Origin of the sequence: Sagittula salina (genome assembly GCF_017813235.1) — a bacterium.
Lineage (GTDB): Bacteria > Pseudomonadota > Alphaproteobacteria > Rhodobacterales > Rhodobacteraceae > Sagittula > Sagittula salina.
This window is the reverse complement of record NZ_JAGISH010000003.1, coordinates 226389-251426: the sequence shown is the minus strand read 5'-3', so window position 1 is coordinate 251426 and position 25038 is coordinate 226389. Positions and strand designations below refer to the sequence as shown.

Below are 25038 nucleotides of genomic sequence, written 5' to 3'. Positions count from 1 at the left end.
TCGGCGGCGCGCAGGCGGCATATCCAAACGACGTCGCAAGGGAGGACCGGAATGCGTAACCTGGCTGTATGTCTGATGCTATTGGTGGGGTTTGGCTGGGGCGGCGTCGCCGTGGCGGAAACCCGCGTTCCCGAGAGCCCGGCGGAGATCAGCCTCAGCTTCGCGCCTCTGGTGAAGCAGGCCACCCCGGCGGTGGTCAATATCTACGCCCGCCGCGTGGTGCAGGAGCGCAGCCCCTTCGCCGCCGATCCGTTCTTCCGCGACTTCTTTCGGATGGGGCAGGGGCGGTCAAGGGTGCAGAATTCGCTGGGTTCGGGCGTGATCCTTTCGGCGGATGGGATCGTGGTATCGAATTACCATGTAGTGGGGCAGGCGACGGACATCCGCGTGGTGCTGAACAATCGCAAGGAATACGCGGCGACGGTGCTTCTGGGGGACGAGGAGTCGGATCTGGCGATCCTCCAGCTCGAGGGTGCGGAGGCGATGCCGCATCTCGAACTCCGCGACAGCGATACCGTCGAAGTGGGTGAACTGGTGCTGGCCATCGGCAACCCCTTCGGCGTCGGGCAGACGGTGTCATCGGGCATCGTTTCCGGCCTCGCGCGGTCGGGTACCGCGACGGGCAACGCGCGGGGCTACTTCATCCAGACAGATGCGCCGATCAATCCGGGCAACTCCGGTGGCGCGCTGATCGACACGGGCGGTCGCCTGATCGGAATCAATACCTCGATCCTGACACGCTCCGGCGGATCGAACGGCATCGGCTTTGCCATTCCGGCCGGACTGGTGGCGCAGTTCGTGAAGCAGGCGCAGCAGGGGATGGAGCGGTTTCAGCGACCCTGGGCCGGAATCACCGGGCAGCCGGTGGATGCGGATCTGTCCGACAGTCTCGGCCTCGATGTGCCGGGAGGGATCGTGATTTCGGAGATACATAAGGCCAGCCCCTTTGCCGAGGCCGGGCTGAGCGTGGGCGACGTGGTTCTGGAGGTCGACGGCCAGCCCGTGAACACCCCGCCGGAGATGCTGTTCCGTATGTCTGTGGCGGGACTCGGTTCGGTGGCGGACGTGCTTTACGCTCGCCAAGGCGAAGTTGCCCGGGCCCGCGTCGCGATGATGCCTCCACCGGACGAACCCGCACGCGAGGCAGTCAGCCTTGGAGAAGATGCCGTGCTGCCGGGTCTCAGGCTTTCGCGGATCAACCCGGCGGTGGTGGTCGAGCTGGGCACCGACCTCGCTGTCGACGACGGCGTGGTGGTGCTGGACCCTGGACGCTGGGGTGCCCGTGCGGGGCTGGCAACGGGGGACGTGGTGTTGGGTGTGAACGGAGCCAGCGTCGAGCGCCCCGCCGACGTGCGCGACCTTCTGAAACGCGGCGGGCGGCGCCAGCGGTTCGAGGTCCTGCGCGGAATGCGCCGCCTCTTTCTACAGTTCCGGGTCTGATGCCTGAATAGGCCCGGGGCGGGTGCCGTGCCCCTTACGGTTCAAAATTTTTGGGGATCAGCAGGCATTGCGACCACGGGTGAGCGCCGCGTCCTTGACAACCAGAGCCGCACGCGCGACAGCACCGCAATGACACCACTACTGCAAGTCGCTCTTGGCGGCGCCATCGGCGCCTCGGGCCGGTATCTTACCGGCCTCGCGATGGTGCGCCTGATGGGTCGCGGCTTCCCCTGGGGGACGCTGACCGTGAACATTCTGGGGTCGTTCCTGATGGGTGTCTTGGTCGTCGTGCTGGGGCAGGTTTCGGGCAACCGTTTCGCACCGCTGCTGACGACGGGGATCCTCGGCGGCTTTACCACCTTCTCGACCTTCTCGTTGGATGCAGTCACGATCTACGAGCGCGGGCAGGTGGGACTGGCTGCGGGATACGTCGCGGTCTCGGTGGTCGTTTCCATTGCGGCGCTCTTTGCCGGGCTGCTGCTTGCGCGGAGTTTCGTATCATGAGCCGGGTTCAGACAATAACCGTGGGGCCGGGTGACGGCGACCAGCGGCTGGATCGCTGGTTGAAGCGAATCTTTCCGCATGTGGCGCAAGGCCGGATCGAAAAGATGTGCCGCAAGGGCGAGATCCGCGTCGACGGCGGGCGTGCGAAGGCATCGACCCGCGTCGAAGTCGGGCAGGAGGTGCGCATTCCGCCGCTGCCGGAACCGGGGCAGGTCGAGAGCGCGCCGAAGCTGAAGATCAGCGACAAGGACGCTGAGATGATCCGCGCCTGCGTGATCTACAAGGACGACCATATCATCGCCCTGAACAAGCCGCCGGGCCTGCCCACGCAGGGCGGCAGCAAGCAGGTGAAACACGTTGACGGGCTGGCGGAGGCGTTGAAATTCGGCCTCGAGGAAAAGCCCCGTCTCGTGCACCGGCTCGACAAGGACACGTCGGGCGTGCTGCTGCTGGCCCGCACGCGCGAGGCGGCCAAAGGACTGACAGAGGCCCTGCGCCATCGCGAAACACGCAAGATCTACTGGGCGCTGGTTGCGGGCGTGCCCGTCCCCTACCTCGGAGAGATCAAGTACGGTCTCGTGAAGGCACCCGGCCACGGCAAGGGCGGCGAGGGCGAAAAGATGCTTTGCGTCCACCCGCGCGATATGGCCGCCACAGAGGGCGCCAAGCGCGCGCACAGCTATTATGCCACGCTCTACCGCGTAGCCAGCCGCGCGTCCTGGGTGGCGCTGGAGCCGCTGACCGGGCGTACCCACCAGCTGCGCGCCCATATGGCAGAGATTGGCCATCCGATCATCGGCGACGGAAAGTACGGCGGATCGGGACAGGAGAACCTTGGCGACGGCTGGGGGGCGCAGCTGGGTGGCGTCATCTCGAAAAAACTGCATCTGCACGCGCGTTCCATGTCGCTGCAGCACCCGATCACCAAAAAGATGCTGACCGTTACGGCGCCCCTGCCGGAGCACATGAAACAGTCGTGGGATACGCTCGGCTGGGAAGAAAGCTTTGCCGACGACGACCCTTTCGAGACGCTGCATTGACGGGCCTGAAGCTGGTCATATTCGACGTCGACGGAACGCTGGTGGACAGCCAGGGCGATATCCTCGGCGCCATGGGCGTGGCGTTTCGCGCGGAGGGACTGGAGACGCCTGACCGCGAGGCGGTGCTGGGCATCGTCGGGCTGTCGCTGCCGCAGGCGATGGAGCGGTTGGTCACGGGTATCGGCGCGGTCCAGCGCACGCGGCTGGTCGAGGCCTACAAGGGCGCCTACGCGTCGCTGGTCGCGGCGGGCGGCGCTGCGGCCTCGCCGCTTTATCCCGGCATCCCCGAACTGCTGATGCAACTCGCCGGCAAGGACGAGGTCATGCTGGGCGTCGCCACCGGAAAGTCGCGGCGCGGGCTGACCCGCCTGCTGGATGCGCATGGATTGCAGCGCCGTTTTGTCACGACACAAGTGGCCGACGACCACCCGTCGAAACCGCATCCCGCCATGCTCTTTGCCTGCCTCGACGAGGTTGGAGTGGAGGCCGAACAGGCCGTGATGATCGGTGACACAAGTTATGACATGGACATGGCCGAGGCGGCGGGCATCCGCGGCATCGGCGTGACCTGGGGCTACCACCCGGCGGAGGCGCTGGCGGCGGCAACCCGGGTCGTGGATGACACGAAGACGCTGGAGACGGCGATCTTCGATCTGCTGGAGGACCGGACATGAGCGAATGGGCCCTGAAGCGGTTCTGGAAAGATGCGACCGCGGAACCCTGTGAAGGCGGCTATGCCGTGAAGCTTGACGGGCGCGGAGTGAAGACACCGGCCAAGACCGCCCTCGTCGTTCCGACCATGGCGCTGGCGGAGGCGGTGGCCTACGAATGGCAGGCGCAGGGCGAAAAGGTGAATCCCGCCCTGATGCCCTTTACCCGCACGTCGAATTCCGCGCTGGACAAGGTTGCGACGCAGCATGCAGAGGTGGCCGATATGCTGGCCGCATACGGCGACAGCGACCTCCTGTGCTACCGTGCCGATCACCCCGAGGAATTGATCGTCCGCCAGGTGGCCGGCTGGGACCCTCTGCTGGACTGGACAGAAGCCACCTACGGCGTCCGTCTGACCCATCAGACGGGTGTGGTGCATGTCCCGCAGGCCCCGGAAGCCGTCGCGCGCCTGGCGCGGGACGTCCACGCACAGACAGCCTTTCAACTGGCGGCTTTCCACGATCTCGTGGCAATGTCGGGCTCTCTCGTGATCGCGCTGGCCGTGACGCGGGGCCACGTCGAACCGGAGGCCGCATGGCAGCTTTCGCGCATCGACGAGGTATGGCAGGAAGAACAGTGGGGCGCCGATGAGGAGGCCACCGCAATTGCACAACGCAAGCGGGGCGAATTCCTGCACGCGGCGCGCTATCACGCTCTGGCGAGCGCCTGATCGCTTCCCCGAAGCGAAGACATCGAGGCGGGTCATCCGCCTTGACCTCTAAGCGGGATTCCGCCCATTGTGGCGGCGTTCCGCGAGCGTGAAAACATTGGTTTTTTGCGGGTGACCTGTATCCGTGGGTGGGCGCTGCGGCGAAGACGCGAAGGTGAGGACGGCATGTCGAAAACTCTGTGCGCCAGCGTAATGACTGGTCTGATGCTGCTGGCCGCCACGGCGGCGAGCAGCGGGACGCTGGACGAGGTGAAGACACGGGGCAAGCTGAACTGCGGCGTCAACAGCGGGCTGATCGGCTTTGCCTACAAGGATGTGAACGAGGTCTGGCAGGGCTTCGACGTCGGTATCTGCCGCGCGGTGGCGGCGGCCGTTCTGAATGACCCGATGGCCGTCGACTTTATCGAAACCAGTGCCGCCACGCGATACCGCGTCCTGAACGCGGGCGAGGCTGATCTTCTCGTGCGCAACACCACCTGGAGCTTTCTCACCGACGTCGACCTGAAGGTCGATTTCGCCGGGATCAACTACTACGATGGGCAGGGCTTCATGGTGCCGAAGGCGCTCGGCCTGTCCTCCGCGCGCGAATTGAACGGCCGCCGCATCTGCGTGCAGGCCGACACCACCAGCGCGCAGAACGTGGCGGAATACTTCAAACGCTACGAAATGACCTACGAGGCGATTCCCGTCGACGGCACGGAGGAGGCGCAGGCCTTCTACCTCGAAGGGTCCTGCGAGGTGCTCAGTTCCGACGCGTCGCAACTGGCGGCGATTCGGGCAACCTTTGGCACCCCCTCCGAACACGTTCTTCTGGAGGACATCATCTCCAAGGAGCCGCTCGGTCCGGTGGTGCGGCACGGCGATAATGACTGGGCCGATCTGGTGCGCTGGGTGCTGAACGCGCTGATCATCGCCGAGGAACTGGGCGTCAATTCCGCCAACGTGGACGAGCTGAAGGCACAGGGCACCAACACGCCGGAGGTCAACCGACTGCTGGGCCTCGAAGGTCACATGGGCGAGATACTGGGCCTTGACCCCGACTGGGCTGTGCGCGCGCTCAAGGCGGGCGGCAATTACGGTGAACTCTTTGCGCGCAACATCGGGGAAACGACCCCCATCGGGCTGTCGCGCGGGCTGAACTTGCAGTGGACTGAAGGAGGGCTGCTTTACAGCCCGCCCTTTCGCTGATCCCTGAGACCCTAGTCGGTCAGGTCTCGCCCCACGACGAAATCCACAACGTGCCCGGTGCCGGGCAAGAGGCTCTCCCAGTCGGGAATGTCGAAATCTGCCACCATGGTGGAACAGGTCGGGTAATCGTCCCAGCGGGCATGATCCGGCGCGCCGGTCACCAGCGCATGGGCGAAATCGCCGATGCCCGGATTGTGGCCCAGCATCAGCACGCAGTCCTCTGTCGCCTTGCGCAGGTGTTTCAACAGCGTCGCCTCATCCGCGAGGTAGAGCGCCTTCAGGTAGCTCGTCCGTCCGCTGACGTTCAGGCCGTCAAGCGTCTCTCGCGTGCGAACCGCACTTGAACAGAGTATCTCCTGCGGGAGGTACTCCATATCTTTGAGCCAGAGGCCCATTGCCTTGGCGGAACGGCGTCCGCGTCCGTTCAGCGGGCGTTCGCTGTCGGGGTGCCCGGCATTCCAGTCGGATTTGGCGTGACGCATGAGTATGAGACGTTTCATGGCCGGTAATTTCTCATGAAGGCAGTCATGTGGAAAGCTGACTGAACGGCTAGCCGCTCAAAGCCCTGCGAGGCAGGAGACGAGACGGGGCAGGCGCGGCGGACGAGGCAGCCGGACTGGCATTCCGGGGAGCGGTGAACATGCGCCTGACAGCGCGCCATATCATACTGCCCGCCCGCAAAGGCATCCACCGGGCATGCGCCTAGGCAGGGCGCAGCGCAGGCGACGCAGGGGCGAACCCCTTGGTCAAGGGGGAGGCGCTGTGGCAACGCGAGCGCGCCCCGGTAGCTCAGGAAAAGCCCCGCGCGGTCGTGAACCAACAGGCCTAGCGGCGATGCCCATGCGTGACCGGAGGCGCGTGCCCAGTCAAGGAATGGCGGGTAGGGCGGACCGTCGGACGGGAAAAGCGCCGTGCCGCCGTATGGCGCCGCCAGTGCGGGCAGAATGCGTTTTGACCAGCGGTCCATCGGGTCTGGGGCGCCGTCCGTATATTCCGGCGCGGCCGCGAAGAGCGGCCAGAAACGCGGTTCGTCCGGGCCGATCAGCAGCAGAGTGCCGGTGCCGTCCGGCAGGCTCGGATCGGCCTGCGGGTACAGGCCGCCGCGAATCGTCAGCCCATGCCCCTGCGCGGCGGCCTCCAGTGCCGAGAGCGTCACACAGAGCGCTGCGTCAACGAAGGCAGGTCCGGCTGACGGATCATCGAACCGGAGCCGTGCTCGGTAAAGAGTTCCAGCAGGCAGGCGTTGGAGACGCGTCCATCGACGATGACCACCGCGCGCACCCCGTCCTGCAGGGCTTTCAACGCGGTCTCCGTCTTGGGGATCATGCCGCCTGCGATCACGCCTTCTGCGGTCAGGCGGCGAATGTCGTCGGGCACCAGTTCGGTCACCACTTCGCCGGTCTGGTCCTTGACCCCAGCGACATCGGTCAGCAGCAGCAGGCGATCCGCCTTCAGCGCGCCCGCGATGGCACCGGCGGCGGTGTCGCCGTTGACGTTGAAGGTCTCCAGCGGGTCCATGCCCGTGGCCACCGGCGCCACCACGGGGATGATCCCGGCGCTGAACAGATCGCGCAGCACCTGCACGTTCATCTCGATCGGGCGACCGACGAAGCCCAGTTCGGGATCGTCCGCCTCGCAGACCATCAGGTCGTCGTCCTTGCCGGAAAGGCCCACGGCGCGGCCACCCTCGTCCATGATGGCCTGAACGATTCGCTTGTTCACGAGGCCGGTCAGCACCATTTCCACCACCTCGACGGTGGCCTGGTCGGTGACACGCTTGCCGCGCACGAACTCCGACTTGATGTCGAGCCGCTTTAGCATCTCGTTGATCATCGGTCCGCCGCCATGAACCACCACCGGGTTCACGCCGACCTGACGCATCAGCACGATATCGCGGGCGAATTCCGCCATGGCATCGGCGTCACCCATGGCGTTGCCGCCGAATTTGACCACGACGATGGCCCCGGAATAGCGCTGCAGGAAAGGCAGGGCTTCCGAGAGGGTTCGGGCGGTGGCTTTCCAGTCTTTGTTCATGTTGCGCGGTCTCATCTGATCATCCTTCGGCGTATGCGATGGACAATGCCCTGTCGCGGGGCGGAGTTCCAGAGGGCCCCGTTTGCCTCAGGTCAGCCCGGCGATGATCGCCCGCAACGTCGCGATGCCGTCGCCCTTTTCCGAGGACGTGGTAACGATTTCCGGGTAGGCGGCGGGATGCCGGGAGAGCGCGGTGCGGACCTGCTCCAGTACCTTCTCCTGATCCACGGCCTTCACCTTGTCCTGCTTCGTCATGACCACCTGAAAAGGCACGGCGGACTTGTCGAGCAGCGTCAGGATCTCCTCATCGACTTTCTTTATCCCGTGGCGGAAGTCGACAAGCACAAAGGCGCGGCGCAGCGTGGCCCGCCCGGAAAGGTACTGCTTCAACAGGCGCTGCCATTTGTCGACCACGGCTACCGGGGCGTTTGCGAAACCATAGCCGGGCAAGTCGACGAGGTAGCGTTCCTCGCCCAGAGTGAAGAAGTTGATTTCCTGCGTGCGGCCCGGCGTGTTGGAGGCGCGCGCCAAAGCCTTGCGTCCCGTCAGCGCATTGATGAGGCTCGACTTGCCCACATTCGAACGCCCGGCAAAGCAGACCTCCGCCCGGTCGTCGGGCGGCAGTCCGTCCATGGCCACGACGCCCTTGAGAAAGTCGACCTCGCCCATGAACAGTTTGCGCGCCGCCTCGCGGGCCGCGTCGTCGGGCTCTTCGGCCAGGGGGAATTGCATCTGCATGGGATGTCTCCTGAATTCCGTGTCTTTATAAAGCAACCGCGGCCGTGAGACCATCACGACCGCGGTTCATGGTGTTCTGCGAGGATGGGGTTACTTCTTCGCGGTCTCGGGTTTCTTGCCCTTGATGTTGCCAAGGATGTCCGGCTTGTACCCGTGGCTTCGCATGATCAGGAACTGCTGGGTGAAAGTGATCACGTTATTGGTGATCCAGTACACCACCAGACCGCTCGCAAAGCCGCCCAGCATGAACATGAAGACCCATGGCATCCACGCAAAGATCATCTGCTGCGCCGGATCGGCGGGGGCCGGGTTAAGCTTTTGTTGCAGCCACATGGACACGCCCAGCAGCAGGGGCAGGATGCCGATGAAGATCAGCGCCAGGATCGAACCGGGTTCCGGCGATGCCCAGGGCAGCAGGCCGAAGAAGTTGAAGATCGAGGTCGGGTCCGGTGCCGACAGGTCGCGGAACGGGCCGAAGAAGTCGGCGTGCCGCAGTTCCAGCGTGACGAAGATCACCTTGTAGAGAGAGAAGAAGATCGGGATCTGCAGCAGGATCGGCAGGCAACCCGCAGCGGGATTCACCTTCTTCTCCTTGTAGAGCGCCATCATCTCCTTCTGGAGCTTCTCGCGGTCGTCGCCCGCGCGCTCTTTCAGCTGCTCCATCTCCGGCTGGAGTTCCTTCATCTTCGCCATCGAAGCGTAGGATTTGTAGGCCAGCGGGAAAAGCAGTGCCTTCAGAAGAACGGTCAGGGCGATAATGGCAAGGCCCATGTTCCCGATTACGGCGTGCAGCCAGTGCAGCACGGCAAAAATCGGCTTCGTCAGGAAGAAGAACCAGCCCCAGTCGATCGAATCGACAAAGCGGTCCACTCCCTGCGCCTGATATTCCTTGATCGCCTCCCATTCCTTTGCGCCGGCAAAGAGCTGCGTGGTGACATCCACAGTCTGGCCGGCGGCTACCTCGCGCGTCGCAAGAACGGCCTCCGACTGATAGATATCGGCGGCCTGATCGTACTTGATGACAGACTTGAACGGTTGATCGTTGCCGGGGATCAGCACCGATTGCCAGTAGTGATCGGTGAAGCCGACCCAGCCGGTCTGGTTGACGCGCTCCACCAGAGCATGCGTACCCTCTGCGGCGTTCACGTCGAGGTCCGGCATGTTGGCGTAGGTGGTCAATTCGAGGATGCCGTCGGACATCTGCATGGCGCCTTCGTGCAGGACGAAGAACTTCTTGCCGTCGGGTTCGCCGTGGCGGGCGACGATGCCGTAAGGGGCAAGGCTGACGGTGGCGCCGGAAGTGTTCTCCACGCTCTGCTTGACAGAGAACATGTAGTTCTCGTCGATGGAAACTGTGCGGCGGAAAGTCAGGCCCGCCGGACTGTCCCAACGCAGGGTCACTGGCGTCTGGGTGGTCAGGGTCTCGCCCTGCTCCACGGTCCACTCGGTGTTGGCGCCGGGCACGTCGGCGCTGTTCAGGCCATTGCCGGGAGCCCAGCCGTAAAGCACGTAATAGGCACTGTCCTGCCCCACCGGATCGAGCATCTGCACGATCTCCTCGCTGTCGAGCGAGACGGTGTAGTCCTTCAGCCGCAGGTCGTCGATGCGCCCCCCGGTGAGGGAGATGGAGCCCTCGAGACGCGGGGTATCCAGAGGCAGACGCGGTGTGTCCGCGACGGCCTCGACCGTTTCCGGTGCCGCGGCGGGTGTGGTGCCCGGGGCCACGCTGGGTGCCGTGGCGACGGTTTCGCCGCCGGGCGTGGCGCCAACCGTTTCGGTCACCTGCGCCGGGGCGTTCGGGTCCTCCACCGTCTCGGGTGGTGGAAACAGGATGAACCATACGAGAATGACGACAAAGCTGAGCGCTGTCGCCAAGAAGAGGTTCTTGTTCTGTTCATCCATTTGGGGAGCCTGCCTTTCCGTTTGAAAGTCCCGGTGGGTTCAAACGTTCCCGGCCTCAAAGGTCAAGCACATTTCCGTCACATATGGCTGAGGCGACGCAGTGTCCCGGTATTCCTGGTGTCTCAGGCAGGGAAATGCGGAAAATCGCCGGTGAAAACCTGTTTGTCGGCGGTCTCAATGGCCGAGGCGCAGGCCGGTCAGGCAGAGCCTCGCCCGAGGCGCTGCGCCTCGGCGATACGGTCGGAGTGCTGCCTCGCCCAGTCCACCAACTGGTCGGGGGGCATGGGACGTGCGATCCCGAATCCCTGCACGTGGTCGCAGCCAAGTTGCGCCAGAAGAGCATGTTCCCCGACGCTTTCCACCCCTTCGGCCAACGTCTCCAGGCCCAGCCTATCCGCCATGCCGAGGACCGCGGCCAGCATGCGATGCTGTTCTTCGTCACGGTCGATGCGGGTGACAAAGCTGCGGTCGATCTTCAGCCGGTGCACCTTGAACCGGCGCAGGGAGGTGATGGAGGCATGTCCCGTGCCGAAATCATCAAGGTCGATGTGGCAGCCAATCTTGCCCAGATCGACGATATTGCGCGCGACGACCCCTTCGGGCGACTCGGCGATGACCGTCTCCAGCACCTCGATGCCAAGCCGTTGCGGCGTCAGGCCAAAGCGGTCCAGTTCCCATTGAATGCGTTCGACCAGGCGGGGGTCGCGCAACTCCGGGTCGGAGAAATTCACGCTGACACGGGGTATGTCGAGCCCAGCGGCGTCCCAACTGCGCAACGCGGTCAGGGAGTGCTGCAGGATGACCTCCGACAGGCGCTCCATTCGGCCCGACTCCTCCAGAACGCGGAGAAATTGCGCGGGGGGAACGATGCCGCGGGAGGGGTGAATCCAGCGCGCCAGCGCCTCCACGCCGCTGATGCGCCCGGTCGAGGTGCAGACCTGCGGCTGGAACCACGGCTGGATCTGCCCGCTGGCGAGGGCGCGATCTATTTCCCCCCGAAGGTTGCGCTGTTCGCTGTGAGCCATGCGCATGTGTTCCGACCACGCCCGAATGGCAGAGGGACCGTTTATGACCGCCTCGGCCAAGGCGACCTGCGCCGCCTCGATCAGCTGGTATCCCGATGCGCTCTCCGACAGCCGTTTGCTGCCACAGAAACCGAGGCAAGCGGAAAGATATTTCGTGCTGTTCTCGATGGGAGCGGGTTCCTCAAGGACATTTTGCAGGCGGGTGCACAGTTGCAGCAGCGATTCGAGGTCGAGTCGCAGCGAAGGGCCGAGCAGGATCAGGAAGCGTCGGTCCCCCAGCCGTAGCGCGATGTCATCGCGGCGCAGGGTATTTCGGAGCCGGGACAGGGAGAGGTCGCGCAGCCCGTCTGCCAGTTCCTCCCCTGTGGGTTGGGCTCCCTCGTCGAGTCCGTCCACCTCCACCATGATACAGGCGGTGGTCAGGTTGGCCACGCGCGCGCGGTCGAGTGCCTGCTGCGCCAGTTCCCGGGCTGTCCCGATATCCGCCAAGTCTTGCTGGCGAGCTTGCGCGCCGGTATCGGAATCAAATGATGGCGTCCCGCTGAAATACAGATAGATGAAGGGCGTGCTGAGTGCGGTCAGGATAAGCAGCGGTTCGCCGCCCATCCAGAATGCAGCGAGCACCACGGCAGGGAGGAACGCAAGCGCTTGCGGCCCTTGAATGCCCCGTCTCAGCACCGCGCGAATTCTGCCGAGACCCGCCTCCATGGACATTTTCATCCGTCCGTCCCTTCCATCACGTGGAAACCAGACTAGACGGAGCGGGTAACTCGGTCCTTAACGACGCGATCAGTTTTTGTTCGAATTGTGTTCGTCAAACGTGCGGGCAAGTCCGGAAAAATCGAACAATTTCGGGTCGAGCATATGCGACGGCCGGATGTTCATCAGGGATCGGAACATGACCTGCCGCCGTCCGGGGCTGTTCTTCTCCCAACCGTCTAGGATTTGCTTCACCTGCTGCCTTTGCAGCCCGTCCTGACTGCCGCAGAGGTCGCAGGGGATGATCGGATAATCCATCGCCCGCGCGAATTTCTCGCAGTCGGCTTCGGCGACATGTGCCAGGGGGCGCATGACAAAAAGGTCGCCTTCTTCGTTGACCAGTTTCGGCGGCATGGTCGCGAGGCGGCCGCCATGGAAGAGATTCATGAAGAAGGTCTCGAGGATGTCATCCCGGTGGTGGCCAAGCACCACCGCCGAACAGTCCTCCTCGCGGGCAATCCGGTAGAGGTTGCCGCGGCGCAGGCGCGAGCAAAGCGCACAGAAGGTGCGGCCCTCGGGGACCTTGTCCATGACGATGGAGTAGGTGTCCTGATATTCGATCCGGTGCGGGACCTGCATTTTCTCGAGAAATTCTGGCAGCACGGTCGCGGGGAAGCCCGGTTGCCCCTGGTCGAGGTTGCACGCCAGCAGATCGACCGGCAACAGGCCACGCCATTTCAGTTCGTAGAGGATCGCGAGCAGCGTGTAGCTGTCCTTGCCGCCGGAGAGACAGACGAGCCATTTCTGCGGCTTGTCGCCCGGTTCGACCATGCCGTAGTGTTCCACCGCCTCGCGGACGGTCTGCACGAGCCGCTTGCGCAGCTTCTTGAACTCTGTGGTCTTGGGCGCGCCGTGGAAAAGGGGGTGGATATCGTCGTATTCGGTCTCGTCGGGCATGGGCGTCAATCCGGTACGTTGTCGATGCCAAAGCCGCCCCATGGGTGGCAGCGGGCGATGCGGCGGGCAGCGAGCCAGCTGCCCTTGAGCGCGCCGTGCTTCTCCAGCGCTTCCATGGCGTAGGCAGAGCAGGTGGGCTGGTAGCGGCAGCCGTGGCCGACCCAGGGCGAGCCGATCAGGCGGTAGGCCCGCACCGGCAGCGAGACGAGCCAAGCGGAGGGGGTCACGCGCGGTTCCCGTGGAGCTTGGCCATCGCGCGTCGGAGATCGTCCTGAAGCGCGGCGAAGTCGCGGCTGGCGGTCTTCTCCGCGCGGCCGATCAGGACGTAGTCGTGATCGGGCAGGCCGAGCTGGGGCAGATTGAGGCGGGCGATCTCGCGCAGGCGACGCTTTGCCCGGTTGCGGGCGACGGCGTTGCCGACCTTCTTCGAGCAGGTGAAACCCACACGGATTCCTTCTGCCTCGCCGGGCGCGCGCTTGCGGGCCTGCAGGAGGAAACCCTCGCAGGGGACGCGGCGGGCCTTGGCGGCGCGAAGGAAGTCGGCGCGCTTGGAAAGGACCTGCAACGGCAACGAGGCCGCCTCCGACCTTGCCGGGACGGCCTCTGTCACTGCCATGTCGGCCGCGTCAGGGATCAGGCGCAGAGAACCTTGCGGCCGCGGGCGCGGCGTGCGTTCAGGATCTTGCGGCCGCCCTTGGTCGCCATGCGGGCACGGAAGCCGTGGCGGCGCTTGCGGACGAGGTTCGACGGTTGAAAGGTGCGTTTCATCGCGGCTACTCCGGTTTCATTGGCCGGCGACGCGAGTCGCCGCCAGGAATATTCGAAGCCCGTCCTATAGGGGGGCCGGGATGGGATGTCAAATATCCCTTTCGAAGGAAAGTGAAAAGTCTCGCCCGAGAGAAATTTCACCCTCCCCACCTGCCGACCCGTCGGGCTGTCCCAGCATGGGACGTTTCGCCACTCAAGGTATTTCAAGGGCTTAACCGGGGGCGTTTACCGGATATTAAGGGTTTTCGACCCCTCCACGCCGGGCTTTGGCGCGCGGTTTTCTGCGTGGGGCCCCGGATGAAGGCTCTGATTCATGCCGATAGCGACGCCGCCGGAACGTGCGCTAAGGGGGGGGGGGCGTGTTTCAGAGCGCCGCCTCCACGGGGGCTATTGTTGCAGGGCAGGGGCTATGTCCCGCCCGGAGGTCACGAAAGTCGTCCCCGTCATCAAGCCGCCGTGATATGGCGCGGGCCGGGGGAGCCTTTGGCGCCCGTGCGGGGCATGTTGCCGGTCAGGACGCGCTGTCCGATGATGGCGGCGCGAACACAGCGCACAACGGCGCGATACGGCGCGATACAAAGACGCGCTGCGAAGATGGGGCGACAGATCATGACCGCGACGAAGACAACCGCCCCCAAGGGCCGCAAGGGCCTGCTGCGCCACCTGCCGCTGGTCGTGATCGGGCTCGTGGCCGTGCTGGGCGCCGTCACGCTGCGCGAGCACATCAGTTTCGAGGCACTGGAGGAACACCGCGAGACGCTGCTGGGACTGCGCAACGATCATTATATCCTGCTCGCGCTGGGGTTCGTCGCCACTTACGTGACCATCGTCGCCTTTTCGCTGCCCGGCGCGGCGGTGGCGTCCGTTACCGGGGGCTTCCTGTTCGGGCTCTGGGCCGGGACGCTGTTCAACGTCATTGCGGCGACGGTGGGCGCGGTGGCGATCTTTCTCGCGGCGCGCGCCGGACTGGGGCAGACGATGGCGGCACGGATGGAGGCATCGGAGGGCACGCTGGGCCGGATCAAGGCGGGGCTGGCGGAACACGAGATCCCGGTGCTGTTCATGATGCGGCTGGTGCCGGCGGTGCCGTTCTTTGTCGCGAACCTGCTGCCCGCGCTGGTGGGGGTGAAGCTGCGCAACTTCGTGCTGACCACGGCGCTGGGAATCGTGCCGGGGGCGCTGGTCTTTACCTCCGTGGGGGTGGGGCTGGGCGAAGTCTTTGACCGGGGAGAGCGCCCCGATCTGTCGATCCTCTGGGCGCCGCATGTGATCGGGCCGATCCTGGGGCTGGCGGCGCTGTCGGCGCTACCCATCGTGATAAAGCTGTGGCGCGGCAAGAAGGAGATGGTGTGATGCAAGCGTTGACTTGCGACATTCTGGTGATCGGAGCGGGGTCCGGCGGGCTGTCGGTGGCGGCGGGGGCGGCGCAGATGGGCGCCGACGTGATCCTGCTGGAAGGCCACGAAATGGGCGGCGATTGCCTGAATTACGGCTGCGTGCCGTCGAAGGCGCTGATCGCTGCCGCCACGCGGGCGCAGGCGATGCGCGGCGCGGCCCCCTACGGCATCGCGCCGGTGGAGCCGCAGGTCGACTACGCGGCGGCCAAGGATCACGTGGCGGAGGTCATCGCGCAGATCGCGCCGGTGGACAGCCAGGAGCGATTCGAGAGCTTTGGCGTGCGGGTGATCCGCGCCTGGGGGCGGTTCGTTTCGGAGACGGAGGTGGAGGCGGGCGACTACCGCATCACCGCGCGGCGGGTGGTGGTGGCGACGGGGTCCTCGCCCCTTGTGCCGCCGATTCCCGGTCTGGACGCGGTGCCCTACCTGACCAACGAAACGCTGTGGTCACTGAAGGTGCGGCCTTCGCATCTGCTGATTATCGGCGGCGGACCGATCGGAATGGAGATGGCGCAGGCGCACGCGCGGCTGGGCTGCCGTGTGACGGTGATCGAAGGCGCAAGGGCGCTGGGGCGCGACGACCCGGAGGCGGCGGCGCTGGTGCTGGCGCGGCTGAAGGCCGAGGGCGTGGAGGTGGTCGAGGGCGCGCAGGTCGTTTCGGTCGGCGCGGGGCCACGGATAACGGTCGCGGACGGGCGCGTGTTCGACGGGTCGCACCTGCTGGTGGCCGTTGGGCGGCGGGCGAGCGTGGACTGGCTGAACCCGGACGCGGCGGGAATCGCCGTGACGAAAGCGGGTATAAAGGTGGACGCGCGCCTGAAGACCAGCAACCGCCGGGTCTACGCCATCGGGGACGTGGCGGGCGGCATGCAGTTCACCCATCTGGCGGGCTATCACGCCGGGATCGTGGTGCGGTCCGCCGTGCTGGGCCTGCCCGCGAAGGCGCGCACGGAACACATTCCGCGCGCAACCTATACGCACCCCGAGTTGGCGCAGATCGGCCTGACGGAGGCGGAGGCGCGTGCGGCGCATGGCGCGCGTCTGGCGGTGGCGCGGTTCGATTTCCACCACAACGACCGGCTGCTGACAGAGCGGCACGGCGCAGGCTTTATCAAGGCGATGGTCGTCCGGGGGCGCCCGGTGGGGGTGACGATCGTGGGCGCGCAGGCCGGGGAACTGGTGGCGCTGTGGTCGCTGGTGATGGCGAACGGGCTGAAGATGAGCGCGGTTTCGGCGATGGTTTCGCCCTATCCGACGGTTTCGGAGATTAACAAACGGGTTGCCGGTGCCTATTTCACACCCAAGTTGTTCGAAAACGATACCCTGAAGGCAGTCGTGCGCCTGATCCAGCGCTGGATGCCCTGACCTGATTTTGCTGACCCCCTCATGCTGACCCCCTCATGCTGAATTCGCTCTCTGGCCGTTTCCTGATCCTGACCGTCATCTTCGTGATGCTGGCCGAGGTTCTGATCTTTGTGCCCTCGGTGGCGCGGTTCCGCGAGGACTACCTGCTGGACCGGCTGGAGCGGGCGCAGATCGCGTCACTGGCGCTGCTGGCGGACGACATGCTGTCGGAGGGTCTGGAGCGCGAGCTTCTGGACAACGCGGGGGTCTACAACGTGGTGCTGCGGCGCGATTCGATGCGGCAGCTGGTGCTGAGTTCGCCCATCCCCGGCGAGGTGGATCATTCCTTTGACCTGCGGGACGCGGGGGCGTGGGAACTGATGCGGGACGCGATGATGCGGCTGCTGACGGACGATGCGGTGATCATCCGGGTGATCGGCGCGCCGTCGCGCGATGCCGGGCAGGAGATCGAGGTGACGATGGACACCGCCGACCTGCGGATGGCGATGGTGGATTACGGGCTGCGGGTGCTGGTGCTCTCGGCGGTGATCTCGGTGATCACGGCGGCGATGCTGTTCGTCGCGGTGCGGTCGCTGATGGTGCACCCGATCAAGGGCGTGATCGGCCACATGCGGCGCTACGCGGAGGCGCCGGAGGACGCGCGGCGGATCATCACGCCCACGGCGCGGGTGCGCGAATTGCGCGAGGCGGAGGTGGCCCTGCAGGCGCTGGAGACGCAGTTGACGCAATCGCTGCGCCAGAAGGAGCGGCTGGCGCAGCTGGGCGGCGCGGTGGCGCGGGTGTCGCACGATCTGCGCAACATCCTGACCTCGGCGCAGCTGTTCACGGATCGGATCGAGATGTCCGAAGACCCGGCGGTGAAGCGTATGGCACCGAAGCTTGTGAACTCGATCAGCCGGGCGGTGTCGCTGTGCGAGAACACACTGGCCTTTGGCCGGGCGGAGGAGCCTGCGCCGGTGCTGACACTGTTCAACCTGTCGAACCTCGCCGGGGAGGTGCTGGAGGCGGAGCGGCTGGCGATCGGGGAGGACGACATCTCCTTGTCGGAGGACATCCCCGCCAGCCTCATGGTGCGCGGCGACCCGGAGCAGATTTACCGCGCGCTGTCCAACCTCGTGCGCAACGCGCGGCAGGCCATCGCGGCAACCGGGCGGGCGGGGGAGATCCTCGTGGCGGCGCGGGCGGAGGACGACGCGTGGATCATCGAGGTGGCGGATACCGGACCGGGGCTGCCGCCCAAGGCGCAGGAGCACCTGTTCCAGCCATTTCAGGGCGGCGTGCGCAAGGGTGGCTCCGGGCTGGGGCTGGCCATCGTGGCGGAGTTGATCCGTGGCCATGGCGGCACGTTGACACTGGCGCGCAGCGACGAGCGTGGCAGCTGTTTCGTCATCCGTCTGCCCATGGGTGGCATGTCGTAACGGCAGCGTCGTAAAAAGTTTGCATTCGGCCCTTGCGCATCCCCGGCGGCATATGTATTTCCGCCCTCACGGACCGATAGCTCAGCTGGATAGAGTACTTGACTACGAATCAAGGGGTCGGGGGTTCGAATCCTCCTCGGTCCGCCAGAATTCAAGGCCGCGTCAGGTTCACCCTGGCGCGGTTTTGCTTTTGGCGCATGTCCAGGCTTTCTGGACAGGGCATAATGGAGGCCCACGGTCGGATCGGGGAGGATCGGACCGGGCTGAACGCGATTCAGCCAAGGCCATGGTCTACTGCAACCTCGGGAGGGGACGGGTGCCGGACGTCGGTGAACAGATCGCCGCCCTGCCGTTACGGTGGGACGACAAGGGCCAGGTCAGGGTCCTGATGGTGACCTCGCGGGACACCGGGCGCTGGGTCATGCCCAAAGGATGGGAGATGGACGGCAGGAAGCCCTGGCACGCCGCCGAGATCGAGGCGCTGGAGGAGGCCGGGGCCAAGGGCTACATCTCGGAGGAGGTGCTGGGCACCTATCGCTACCCCAAGATCCTCAAGGACGGGCGTATCGTGCCCTGCGTGGTGCGTGTCTACCCGATGATCGTCTCAAAGCTGCTGCGCGACTGGAAGGAGCGCAAGCAGCGCACCCGCAAGTGGTTTGCTCCCAAAGCGGCGGCCAAGCGGGTCGTGGAGCCGGAGCTGTCGGAACTGCTGATGATGCTGCACAAGAAGCCGAGGAAGCACGCCTCTGTGCGGATGTTGATGGACCACATCGACTGAAGCCGGAGACTGAAGCCGGAGACTGAAGCCGGAAACTGAGGCCGGAGACTGAGATCGGAGGGGCGTGCGGTACCGGCCGCGCTTCAGCGGCATGGGCCGCCATCGCGGGGTGCGGCGGAAGCGGTTCCGGTTTCCGGGGCGACCTCCCGGCGGGGAACCGGACCCCCGGATCGATGCGGCCAATCGGAACCGATAAGAGGCGCCCCGCGAGGCGCCGTTCTTTCGTTCCGCGCCTCAGTCCACCGGCAGGCCGGAGGGGACGTGATCCGGGCGGCCCAGCGGGCGGGTGAGGGCGGTCTTGCCGGTGAGGCTGTTCAGGAACGCCTCCAGTGCGTCGATGTCCGCCTCCACCATCTCCACCGGGGTGATGTCCAGAACGGCGGCCTGCCGGGCCTGTTCGTCCGCCAGCGAGACCACGGTAAAATCGTCCTTTGACAGCCATGGCACGTCGGGCAGTCGCGCCATGCCCGGCGTCCAGTTCGCCCGCGTCGTCACCGGATCGCACATATGGCGGATCATGTCGCGCAGGTTGCTGTAGGCCCCGTTGTGCCCCCATGGACCCGTCAGCGCCACGTTGCGCAGCGAGGGCACGCGGAACTTGTAGGCGTCGGCGGGATTGCGCGTCGTTTCCATCCGGCCCATGTCCACCGGCAGATCATTGCCCGGAAACCTGCGGCCGGGGCCGAATTGCGGCACACCCGCCGCGTAATAGTTCTGATCGGTGAACAGCGGTCCGCTGTGGCAGGAGGCGCAGCCCGCGTCGCCGAAAAACAGCTGACGGCCCCGTTCGGCCAGCGGGTCCAGCGGCACGCCTGCCGTCACGTAGTCGTCGTAGGGGCTGTCAAAGCTTTGCCATTCCGACATTTCGAACGCCGCGATGGCATTGACGATCTCGACTATGGTGATGTCTTCGGCGCGGCGCACATGCGGAAAGGCGATGCGGAAGGCGGTTTCGTAGGCGGGCTTGGCACGGACGCGGGCGGCGAGTGCCTCCCAGCCTTCGGTGAAGCTGCGGGTGAAGGCCTGCGCCACCTCGTTGTCGTTCGCGCTGCCGCGCATTTCTGTGGCGGAGGTGGGCGGAAACAGCGCCTGCGCCGCGACGATGGAGTTGAGCCCCAGAGGCGTCTGGTCCCTTGCCGGGGTGCGGAAGCCGGAGGGTTGCGCGGGATCGGCCTCCACCCGGCCATCGTGGAACATGACTGAGCGGGTCTTGTGCCCGACGTTCCACAGCGCGGGCGCGTTGCGAGGCACGCGTTCCTGCACGCGGGTGGTGCCAACCAGCCCGGAAAGGCGGTCGGGACCGAGCCCGTAGCCACCCTCGCCCAGGCCAAGGCTGACGCCGTCGGTGCCGTTCAGGCTGTGATGGTGGCAGGTGGCGCAGCTGATGTTGAGGTTGCCCGACAGGATCTTGTCATAGAACAGCAATTGTCCCAGACGGGTCTGTGCGGCCTCGACCGGCAGAAAATCCCCGGCGGTCATGGTGTCCGCACTCGCCCCGGATCCGAAGATCACGGCCACCGCGCAGACAAATGGCGGCAGCGAGGCGAAGCGGCTCTTTAAAATGCGCATCAAGGGCATGGCAGACCTTTGATCAAGTAAAGAGAAATGCTTCTGACTGAAATGTGATCCTGTGGGAGGGTCTTGGCAAGTATTAGATTTCCTACCCGTTTTTGGAGGTTCTCCACAGAATGGGCCCAATTGCCTGCGGATTCCGGGAAGGAATTCCGAAGGCGGGATCTGAACGGGGTGTCCGGCGATTCGGCAGGAGTCGCGCCGCGGGATGCCGTGGCGTCAGGGTTGGTCTCAGTCCGGGTCCGCAAGGCGTCCGTAGAAACCGGCGTGGAACAGCAGCGGGGCGCCGTCGCGGGTGGTGACGCGGTGGACGTGGCCCACGAGGATGGTGTGGTCCCCGGCCTCGTGCGCGGCCTCCTGCGTGCATTCGAAGCGCGACAGGCAGCCCTCGATCAGGGGGGTGCCGTGGTCGTCGTGGGTCAGGTCCAGCCCCGCAAAGGCGGCGCCGTCGCGGGCGAAGCCCTGGCAGATGGCGGATTGTTCGTGCCCCATGACGTGGATGGCAAAACGTTTCGCGGCGCGGAAATGCGGGTAGCGGTAGGAGCGCCGGGCGGGCGACCACAGCACCAGCGGCGGATCGAGCGAGACGCTGGCAAAACTGTTCGCGGTGATCCCGAGCGGCCCGTCCGGCGTGGCGCAGGTAACCACGCAGACGCCCGTCGCGAAGCGCCCCAGCGCGTCGCGGAAGGCGCGGGGATCGGCGTCGGCGGGGTTGAAGACATGTGCCTCTGTCATGCGCCTGACTTAGGGCACCTCATGCCCAAGGGCGAGGGTATATAGCTCGAACCACGTCTGGCGGTCGATCTGCACGCGGGCGGCGTCCGATATGGTGGCGATGCGCGACAGGGTGTTGGTGCCAAGCACGGGCAGGATCGTCGCCGGGTGGCGCAGCAGCCAGGCGACGGCCACGGCGGCGGCGTCGGTGTCCTGCTCCTGTGCGATGCGGTTCAGGCGATCGCGCAGCGGGGCGGAGGATTCGGCAAAGAGGCTGCCGCCGCCCAGCGGCGACCATGCCATGACGGCATGGTTCAGGCGCTGGTGAAAGGCGAGGTCGCCGTTGGTCATCGGCTGGTGGTGGGAGAGCGAGATTTCGATCTGGTTGGTGGCGAGGTCGCTGTCCATGGCGGATTGCAGCAGGTCCCAATCCCAGGGGCGGAAGTTCGACACGCCCACGGCGCGGACCTTGCCCGCGTTCACGAGGTCGTCAAGCGTCTGCCCGGTCTCGTGATGGTCCATCAGCGGGTCGGGGCGGTGGATGAGCAGCAGGTCGATGCGGTCGGTCTTCATCAGTCTGAGCGAGGCGTCGACCGACTGGCGGATGTGCTTGCGCGTGGTGTCGTAGTGTTTGACGCGGGCGGCGGCGTGGCGGCCGGCGGGGGCGACGATGTCGCATTTTGTGACGATTTCGACCTGGTTCCGCAGCGCGGGTGTCAGGGCGTTGCCGAGGATCTCCTCCGCCATGTAGCCGCCGTAGATGTCGGCCTGGTCCAGCGTGGTGATGCCCTGATCGAGGCAGCTTTCGATCTTTGCCCTGACGTGCTCCGGCGAGGTGTCCCGGTCGTCGCCCAGCCGCCACATGCCGTAGACGAGGCGGGAGAGGGTGACGTCATCGGTCAGTTGGACGCGGTCCATGTCCATGGTCATCGGCGGGGTCCTTCGGCAAGCGGCGTGGCGGGTGGTTCCTGCGGCACCCTGCCATAGGCCTGCGGAAGGGAACAGGTTTTCATCTCCGGCAGGACGCGGCGGCCGAAATGGCGGCATTCGTCGTGATGCGGGTAGCCCGAGAGGATGAAGGCGCGGATGCCCATGCGCTGATAGGCCCGAAGTTCCGAAAGCACCTGGTCGGTCGATCCCACGATGGCCGCGCCGCAGCCCGACCGTGCGCGGCCGATGCCGGTCCAGAGGTGGGGTTCGACGTAGCCGTATTGATCAGCCAGATCCCGCGCGCGGGCCTGATGCGCCACGCCCAGCGATCCCGAATCCAGCGCACGGTCGCGGATCAGGCGGCCCATCTCGTCGTCGAGCTTCGAGGTGATGTGCTCCGCCCACTCGCGGGCCTCGGCCTCTGTGTCGCGCACGATGACGTGCACGCGCAACCCGTAGTCGAGGGTGCGCCCGTAACGGTCCGCCACGGAATTCACCGCCTTCATGCGTTCCGCGATCTGGTTCTTCGGTTCGGGCCACATGAGGTAGACGTCGCAGTGCTGGCCGCACAGCTCCAGCGCGGCGGGAGAGTAGCCACCGAAGTAGAGCAGCGGCCCACCCGTCTGATACGGCCTGACCGGATCGGTGGTCAGCCCGTGGAACTGGTAGACCTCGCCCTCGAAGTCGATCTGATCGCGGGTCCAGGCCTGTTTCAGGATCTCCACCACCTCGCGCGAGCGCTGATAGCGGAAGGCGCTGTCGGCCTTTTCCCCCGGAAAATCCGAGGAAATGACATTCACCGTCAGCCGCCCCTGCAGCATGTGGTCCAGCGTGGCGATGGTGCGCGCCAGCATGATCGGCTGCATCTCGCCGCAGCGCACGGCGGCCAGCATGTTGATCCGATCGGTGATCGGCGCGCAGCCCGCGACAAAGGACAGCGTGTCCTGCCCGACCTGATAGGAGGACGGGCACAGGATATTGCGGAAGCCCTGCGCCTCTGCCTCCCGCACGAGAGAGGAGCAATGCGCCCAGGACGATCTTAACCGGCCCTCAGGGACTCCGAGGTATTCGTAATCGTCCGAGCAGAGCGCCGCGAACCATGACACCTCTGCGGCATCCAGATCGGGGGAGGTGATGGGAACCACGGTCATGTCAGGTCCTCGCACTGCATTTTCCATATTGCTTAGCTGCGGAAACCGGGTAGATCAATGGTGTATCAATGTGCATTTTCGGGACACCTGCGCCGATGACCGACCGCCATGCCCTGCCGCTGTACCTGCAGATCAGCGAAATGCTGATCCGGGAAATCAACGCCGGGCGGCTGGCGGACGGCGAGCGGCTGCCGCCCGAACGGGACTACGCCGCGCGGCTGGGGATCTCTGTCGGCACGTTGCGGAAGGCGCTGGAACAGCTGGTGGAGAAGGGCCTGCTGGAGCGGGTGCAGGGGTCGGGCAACTACATCCGGGCGCAGGCGGACGTGCAGGCGGTCTATGCTTTCTTCCGGGTGGAACTGCTGGAGGGCGGCGGGCTGCCCACGGCGCAGGTGCTGGACGTGGCGACGCTGGAAAAACCCGCCGACCTGCCTCCGTTCGGGACCTCCGACCGGGCGCATCGCATCCGTCGGCTGCGGCGGCTGAACAAGGTGCCCGCGATCCTCGAAGAGGTGTGGCTCGATGCCTCTTACGTCAGGCGGCTGTCGCGGGAGGACCTGTCGGAGTCCCTGTACCTCTATTACCGCGAGAAGCTGGGGCTGACGATCCACCGGGTGGAGGACCGTATGGGCGTGGCCCCGGTTCCCGACTGGGCGCCACAGGTCTACGGGCTGGCGCCCGGCACGCCGACGCTGTGCGCGACGCGGATCAGTTTCGATCACGAGGGGCGGCGGGCGGAGGTGTCGCGCGGATGGATCGATACCAGTGTGGCGACCTACGTGGCGCGCCTGAAATGAGTGATCCGGCATGAAGGATCTTGGCACCGATGTGATCCGTTACGGCGTGATCGGCTGCGGCATGATGGGGCAGGAGCACCTGCGAAACATCGCCCTGCTGGAGGGCGCGCGGGTGGCGGCGATCCATGACCCGTCGGAGTTGATGGCAGGCGCGGCCCGGCTGATGGTGCCGGGGGCGTCGCTGGTGACGGATCTGGATGCGCTGCTGGCGCGGCAGGATCTGGATGCGCTGCTGGTTGCCAGCCCCAATCACCTGCATGTCGATCAGCTTGAGCGCATCGCGCGAACGCGCCCTCTGCCGCTGTTGCTGGAAAAGCCGCTGTTCACCGATCCCGCCGACGCCGACCGCGTGGCGCGCATCGCCGACACGTATCCGGCGCCGATCTGGGTGGCGATGGAGTACCGCTACATGCCACCCATCGCGGTGTTCCTGTCCGAACTGGAGCGCGCCACCGGCGGGGTGAAGATGCTGACGATCCGCGAACACCGCTTTCCCTTTCTGCCGAAGGTCGGCAACTGGAACCGTTTCAACCGCAACACCGGGGGCACGCTGGTTGAGAAGTGCTGCCACTTCTTCGATCTCATGCGCCTGTGCCTGAAGTCGGAACCGGTGCGGTTCATGGCCAGTGCGGGGCAGGTGGTGAACCATCTGGACGAATGCTACGACGGGGAGGCGCCGGACATCTGGGACAGTGGCTACGTGATCGTCGATTTCGAGAACGGCGCGCGGGCGATGCTGGAGCTGTGCATGTACGCCGAAGGATCGGAGTATCAGGAGGAGCTGTCCGCCGTTGGGCCGGATGGCAAGATCGAGGCGCGGGTGCCGGGGCCGGGGCGGTTCTGGCCGCAAGCGCTGGGCGCGCCGCCGGTGCCGCAGGTGATCGTCAGCCCGCGCACGCCGCGGGGGCCGCGGGTGCTGGAGATCCCGGTGGACCCGCTTCTGCTTGAGGCGGGGGACCACAACGGCGCGACGTTCTACCAGCACCAGAGGTTCCTGCGCATGGTGCGCGGTATGGGTGACTGCGACGTAACCCTTGCGGACGGCATGAAAGCGGTGCAGATGGGGCTTGCGGCGCAGGCTTCGGCAGTCTGTGGGCAAGCGGTGAATTTCCGGTAACCCCCGGAGCGTTAACCAAGGTTAACAAAATCGCCACATTTTTGCCACAATCCGCCACCGATCTCGTGTTGACGCGGCTGAAAGCCCCGTCACGCGCTGTCGTATCCAATTTCATCCTAGCGA

The 25038-nt window shown here is 65.5% G+C and carries 26 protein-coding genes and 1 tRNA gene; 13 read left to right on the top strand and 14 right to left on the bottom strand.

Translation table 11 applies throughout. From position 1 onward, the window contains the following. Positions 1 to 51 precede the first annotated feature (51 nt). The 6 genes from J5474_RS07410 to J5474_RS07385 all read left to right on the top strand — a co-directional run bounded on the left by J5474_RS07410 (position 52) and on the right by J5474_RS07385 (position 5553). Complete coding sequence (locus J5474_RS07410; RefSeq protein WP_209360170.1) at positions 52 to 1440, top strand: trypsin-like peptidase domain-containing protein; 1389 nt, start codon at positions 52 to 54, stop codon at positions 1438 to 1440. A 129-nt stretch (positions 1441 to 1569) separates the two neighbouring features. Beyond that, a complete protein-coding gene (gene crcB, locus J5474_RS07405; RefSeq protein ID WP_209360169.1) occupies positions 1570 to 1944 on the top strand; it encodes a fluoride efflux transporter CrcB in 375 nt (124 codons plus the stop codon). Beyond that, positions 1941 to 2984 carry an RluA family pseudouridine synthase gene (locus tag J5474_RS07400; protein WP_209360168.1) on the top strand — a complete coding sequence of 348 codons (1044 nt, stop codon included), beginning with the start codon at positions 1941 to 1943 and terminating at the stop codon, positions 2982 to 2984. The genes crcB and J5474_RS07400 overlap by 4 nt, the downstream gene beginning before the upstream one ends. Beyond that, positions 2981 to 3658 carry an HAD-IA family hydrolase gene (locus J5474_RS07395; RefSeq protein WP_209360167.1) on the top strand — a complete coding sequence of 226 codons (678 nt, stop codon included), beginning with the start codon at positions 2981 to 2983 and terminating at the stop codon, positions 3656 to 3658. The genes J5474_RS07400 and J5474_RS07395 overlap by 4 nt, the downstream gene beginning before the upstream one ends. Beyond that, positions 3655 to 4365 carry an ATP12 family chaperone protein gene (locus tag J5474_RS07390; RefSeq protein WP_209360166.1) on the top strand — a complete coding sequence of 237 codons (711 nt, stop codon included), beginning with the start codon at positions 3655 to 3657 and terminating at the stop codon, positions 4363 to 4365. The genes J5474_RS07395 and J5474_RS07390 overlap by 4 nt, the downstream gene beginning before the upstream one ends. 165 nt (positions 4366 to 4530) lie before the next feature. Continuing rightward, positions 4531 to 5553, top strand: coding sequence for an amino acid ABC transporter substrate-binding protein (locus tag J5474_RS07385; RefSeq protein ID WP_209360165.1), 1023 nt, complete (start codon positions 4531 to 4533; stop codon positions 5551 to 5553). 11 nt (positions 5554 to 5564) lie between these two features. On the opposite strand, the gene J5474_RS07380 is transcribed toward J5474_RS07385, so the two are convergent. The 10 genes from J5474_RS07380 to rpmH form a co-directional block, all read right to left on the bottom strand. Then, complete coding sequence (locus tag J5474_RS07380) at positions 5565 to 6053, bottom strand: SixA phosphatase family protein (protein WP_209360164.1); 489 nt, start codon at positions 6051 to 6053, stop codon at positions 5565 to 5567. Beyond that, positions 6050 to 6709 carry a ferredoxin gene (locus tag J5474_RS07375; protein ID WP_209360163.1) on the bottom strand — a complete coding sequence of 220 codons (660 nt, stop codon included), beginning with the start codon at positions 6707 to 6709 and terminating at the stop codon, positions 6050 to 6052. The genes J5474_RS07380 and J5474_RS07375 overlap by 4 nt, the downstream gene beginning before the upstream one ends. Beyond that, positions 6706 to 7602: an acetylglutamate kinase gene (argB, locus tag J5474_RS07370; RefSeq protein ID WP_209360162.1), complete on the bottom strand. Its 897-nt coding sequence runs from the start codon at positions 7600 to 7602 to the stop codon at positions 6706 to 6708. The genes J5474_RS07375 and argB overlap by 4 nt, the downstream gene beginning before the upstream one ends. Before the next feature lie 72 nt (positions 7603 to 7674). Next, on the bottom strand, positions 7675 to 8325 hold the full coding sequence (yihA, locus tag J5474_RS07365) for a ribosome biogenesis GTP-binding protein YihA/YsxC (RefSeq protein ID WP_209360161.1): 651 nt from the start codon (positions 8323 to 8325) through the stop codon (positions 7675 to 7677). A gap of 90 nt (positions 8326 to 8415) precedes the next feature. Then, the gene (yidC, locus tag J5474_RS07360; protein ID WP_209360160.1) at positions 8416 to 10227 is read right to left on the bottom strand and encodes a membrane protein insertase YidC; all 1812 of its coding nucleotides are present in this window, start codon (positions 10225 to 10227) and stop codon (positions 8416 to 8418) included. A gap of 197 nt (positions 10228 to 10424) precedes the next feature. Continuing rightward, positions 10425 to 11972: a putative bifunctional diguanylate cyclase/phosphodiesterase gene (locus J5474_RS07355; protein WP_209360159.1), complete on the bottom strand. Its 1548-nt coding sequence runs from the start codon at positions 11970 to 11972 to the stop codon at positions 10425 to 10427. A 69-nt stretch (positions 11973 to 12041) separates the two neighbouring features. Beyond that, on the bottom strand, positions 12042 to 12908 hold the full coding sequence (ttcA, locus tag J5474_RS07350) for a tRNA 2-thiocytidine(32) synthetase TtcA (protein WP_209360158.1): 867 nt from the start codon (positions 12906 to 12908) through the stop codon (positions 12042 to 12044). 5 nt (positions 12909 to 12913) lie between these two features. Next, a complete protein-coding gene (yidD, locus tag J5474_RS07345) occupies positions 12914 to 13135 on the bottom strand; it encodes a membrane protein insertion efficiency factor YidD (RefSeq protein ID WP_209360157.1) in 222 nt (73 codons plus the stop codon). After that, on the bottom strand, positions 13132 to 13524 hold the full coding sequence (rnpA, locus tag J5474_RS07340) for a ribonuclease P protein component (protein WP_209360156.1): 393 nt from the start codon (positions 13522 to 13524) through the stop codon (positions 13132 to 13134). The genes yidD and rnpA overlap by 4 nt, the downstream gene beginning before the upstream one ends. Positions 13525 to 13541: 17 nt before the next feature. Further along, entirely contained in the window at positions 13542 to 13676 is a 135-nt protein-coding gene (rpmH, locus tag J5474_RS07335) for a 50S ribosomal protein L34 (RefSeq protein WP_209360155.1), read from the bottom strand. A gap of 609 nt (positions 13677 to 14285) precedes the next feature. Between rpmH and J5474_RS07330 the strand changes: the two genes are divergently transcribed. The 5 genes from J5474_RS07330 (at position 14286) to J5474_RS07310 (ending at position 18634) form a co-directional block, all read left to right on the top strand. Continuing rightward, positions 14286 to 15029, top strand: coding sequence for a TVP38/TMEM64 family protein (locus J5474_RS07330; protein WP_245216313.1), 744 nt, complete (start codon positions 14286 to 14288; stop codon positions 15027 to 15029). Next, positions 15029 to 16438 (top strand): dihydrolipoyl dehydrogenase family protein, encoded by a 1410-nt coding sequence (locus J5474_RS07325; protein ID WP_209360153.1) that lies wholly within the window; start codon positions 15029 to 15031, stop codon positions 16436 to 16438. The genes J5474_RS07330 and J5474_RS07325 overlap by 1 nt, the downstream gene beginning before the upstream one ends. Before the next feature lie 35 nt (positions 16439 to 16473). After that, positions 16474 to 17856, top strand: a complete 1383-nt coding sequence (locus J5474_RS07320) for a sensor histidine kinase (RefSeq protein WP_209360152.1) — start codon at positions 16474 to 16476, stop codon at positions 17854 to 17856. A gap of 70 nt (positions 17857 to 17926) precedes the next feature. Beyond that, positions 17927 to 18003, top strand: a tRNA-Arg gene (locus J5474_RS07315). A gap of 169 nt (positions 18004 to 18172) precedes the next feature. Beyond that, on the top strand, positions 18173 to 18634 hold the full coding sequence (locus J5474_RS07310) for an NUDIX hydrolase (protein WP_209360151.1): 462 nt from the start codon (positions 18173 to 18175) through the stop codon (positions 18632 to 18634). A 234-nt stretch (positions 18635 to 18868) separates the two neighbouring features. On the opposite strand, the gene J5474_RS07305 is transcribed toward J5474_RS07310, so the two are convergent. From J5474_RS07305 to J5474_RS07290, 4 genes are all read right to left on the bottom strand, one after another. Then, the gene (locus J5474_RS07305; protein ID WP_209360150.1) at positions 18869 to 20203 is read right to left on the bottom strand and encodes a cytochrome-c peroxidase; all 1335 of its coding nucleotides are present in this window, start codon (positions 20201 to 20203) and stop codon (positions 18869 to 18871) included. Positions 20204 to 20437: 234 nt separating this feature from the next. After that, a complete protein-coding gene (locus J5474_RS07300) occupies positions 20438 to 20941 on the bottom strand; it encodes a flavin reductase family protein (RefSeq protein ID WP_209360149.1) in 504 nt (167 codons plus the stop codon). A gap of 9 nt (positions 20942 to 20950) precedes the next feature. Then, the gene (locus tag J5474_RS07295) at positions 20951 to 21838 is read right to left on the bottom strand and encodes an aldo/keto reductase (protein WP_209360359.1); all 888 of its coding nucleotides are present in this window, start codon (positions 21836 to 21838) and stop codon (positions 20951 to 20953) included. Positions 21839 to 21846: 8 nt separating this feature from the next. Next, positions 21847 to 23001, bottom strand: a complete 1155-nt coding sequence (locus tag J5474_RS07290) for an LLM class flavin-dependent oxidoreductase (RefSeq protein ID WP_209360148.1) — start codon at positions 22999 to 23001, stop codon at positions 21847 to 21849. 95 nt (positions 23002 to 23096) lie between these two features. Between J5474_RS07290 and J5474_RS07285 the strand changes: the two genes are divergently transcribed. After that, a complete protein-coding gene (locus tag J5474_RS07285) occupies positions 23097 to 23798 on the top strand; it encodes a GntR family transcriptional regulator (protein ID WP_209360147.1) in 702 nt (233 codons plus the stop codon). A gap of 10 nt (positions 23799 to 23808) precedes the next feature. Next, positions 23809 to 24915: a Gfo/Idh/MocA family protein gene (locus J5474_RS07280; protein WP_209360146.1), complete on the top strand. Its 1107-nt coding sequence runs from the start codon at positions 23809 to 23811 to the stop codon at positions 24913 to 24915. Positions 24916 to 25038 lie beyond the last annotated feature (123 nt).

What these genes read in the sequence shown, in the direction of transcription:
- J5474_RS07385 (WP_209360165.1), top strand. Translation starts at nt 4,531, where the DNA reads ATGTCGAAAACTCTGTGCGCCAGCGTAATGACTGGTCTGATGCTGCTG.
- J5474_RS07380 (WP_209360164.1), bottom strand. Translation starts at nt 6,053, where the DNA reads ATGAAACGTCTCATACTCATGCGTCACGCCAAATCCGACTGGAATGCC.
- J5474_RS07280 (WP_209360146.1), top strand. Translation starts at nt 23,809, where the DNA reads ATGAAGGATCTTGGCACCGATGTGATCCGTTACGGCGTGATCGGCTGC.
- rnpA (WP_209360156.1), bottom strand. Translation starts at nt 13,524, where the DNA reads ATGGCAGTGACAGAGGCCGTCCCGGCAAGGTCGGAGGCGGCCTCGTTG.
- J5474_RS07410 (WP_209360170.1), top strand. Translation starts at nt 52, where the DNA reads ATGCGTAACCTGGCTGTATGTCTGATGCTATTGGTGGGGTTTGGCTGG.
- J5474_RS07400 (WP_209360168.1), top strand. Translation starts at nt 1,941, where the DNA reads ATGAGCCGGGTTCAGACAATAACCGTGGGGCCGGGTGACGGCGACCAG.
- J5474_RS07325 (WP_209360153.1), top strand. Translation starts at nt 15,029, where the DNA reads ATGCAAGCGTTGACTTGCGACATTCTGGTGATCGGAGCGGGGTCCGGC.
- argB (WP_209360162.1), bottom strand. Translation starts at nt 7,602, where the DNA reads ATGAGACCGCGCAACATGAACAAAGACTGGAAAGCCACCGCCCGAACC.
- J5474_RS07305 (WP_209360150.1), bottom strand. Translation starts at nt 20,203, where the DNA reads ATGCGCATTTTAAAGAGCCGCTTCGCCTCGCTGCCGCCATTTGTCTGC.
- J5474_RS07285 (WP_209360147.1), top strand. Translation starts at nt 23,097, where the DNA reads ATGACCGACCGCCATGCCCTGCCGCTGTACCTGCAGATCAGCGAAATG.
- crcB (WP_209360169.1), top strand. Translation starts at nt 1,570, where the DNA reads ATGACACCACTACTGCAAGTCGCTCTTGGCGGCGCCATCGGCGCCTCG.
- yihA (WP_209360161.1), bottom strand. Translation starts at nt 8,325, where the DNA reads ATGCAGATGCAATTCCCCCTGGCCGAAGAGCCCGACGACGCGGCCCGC.
- J5474_RS07355 (WP_209360159.1), bottom strand. Translation starts at nt 11,972, where the DNA reads ATGAAAATGTCCATGGAGGCGGGTCTCGGCAGAATTCGCGCGGTGCTG.
- J5474_RS07320 (WP_209360152.1), top strand. Translation starts at nt 16,474, where the DNA reads ATGCTGAATTCGCTCTCTGGCCGTTTCCTGATCCTGACCGTCATCTTC.
- ttcA (WP_209360158.1), bottom strand. Translation starts at nt 12,908, where the DNA reads ATGCCCGACGAGACCGAATACGACGATATCCACCCCCTTTTCCACGGC.
- J5474_RS07290 (WP_209360148.1), bottom strand. Translation starts at nt 23,001, where the DNA reads ATGACCGTGGTTCCCATCACCTCCCCCGATCTGGATGCCGCAGAGGTG.
- J5474_RS07300 (WP_209360149.1), bottom strand. Translation starts at nt 20,941, where the DNA reads ATGACAGAGGCACATGTCTTCAACCCCGCCGACGCCGATCCCCGCGCC.
- J5474_RS07295 (WP_209360359.1), bottom strand. Translation starts at nt 21,838, where the DNA reads ATGGACCGCGTCCAACTGACCGATGACGTCACCCTCTCCCGCCTCGTC.
- J5474_RS07330 (WP_245216313.1), top strand. Translation starts at nt 14,286, where the DNA reads ATGACCGCGACGAAGACAACCGCCCCCAAGGGCCGCAAGGGCCTGCTG.
- rpmH (WP_209360155.1), bottom strand. Translation starts at nt 13,676, where the DNA reads ATGAAACGCACCTTTCAACCGTCGAACCTCGTCCGCAAGCGCCGCCAC.
- J5474_RS07390 (WP_209360166.1), top strand. Translation starts at nt 3,655, where the DNA reads ATGAGCGAATGGGCCCTGAAGCGGTTCTGGAAAGATGCGACCGCGGAA.
- yidC (WP_209360160.1), bottom strand. Translation starts at nt 10,227, where the DNA reads ATGGATGAACAGAACAAGAACCTCTTCTTGGCGACAGCGCTCAGCTTT.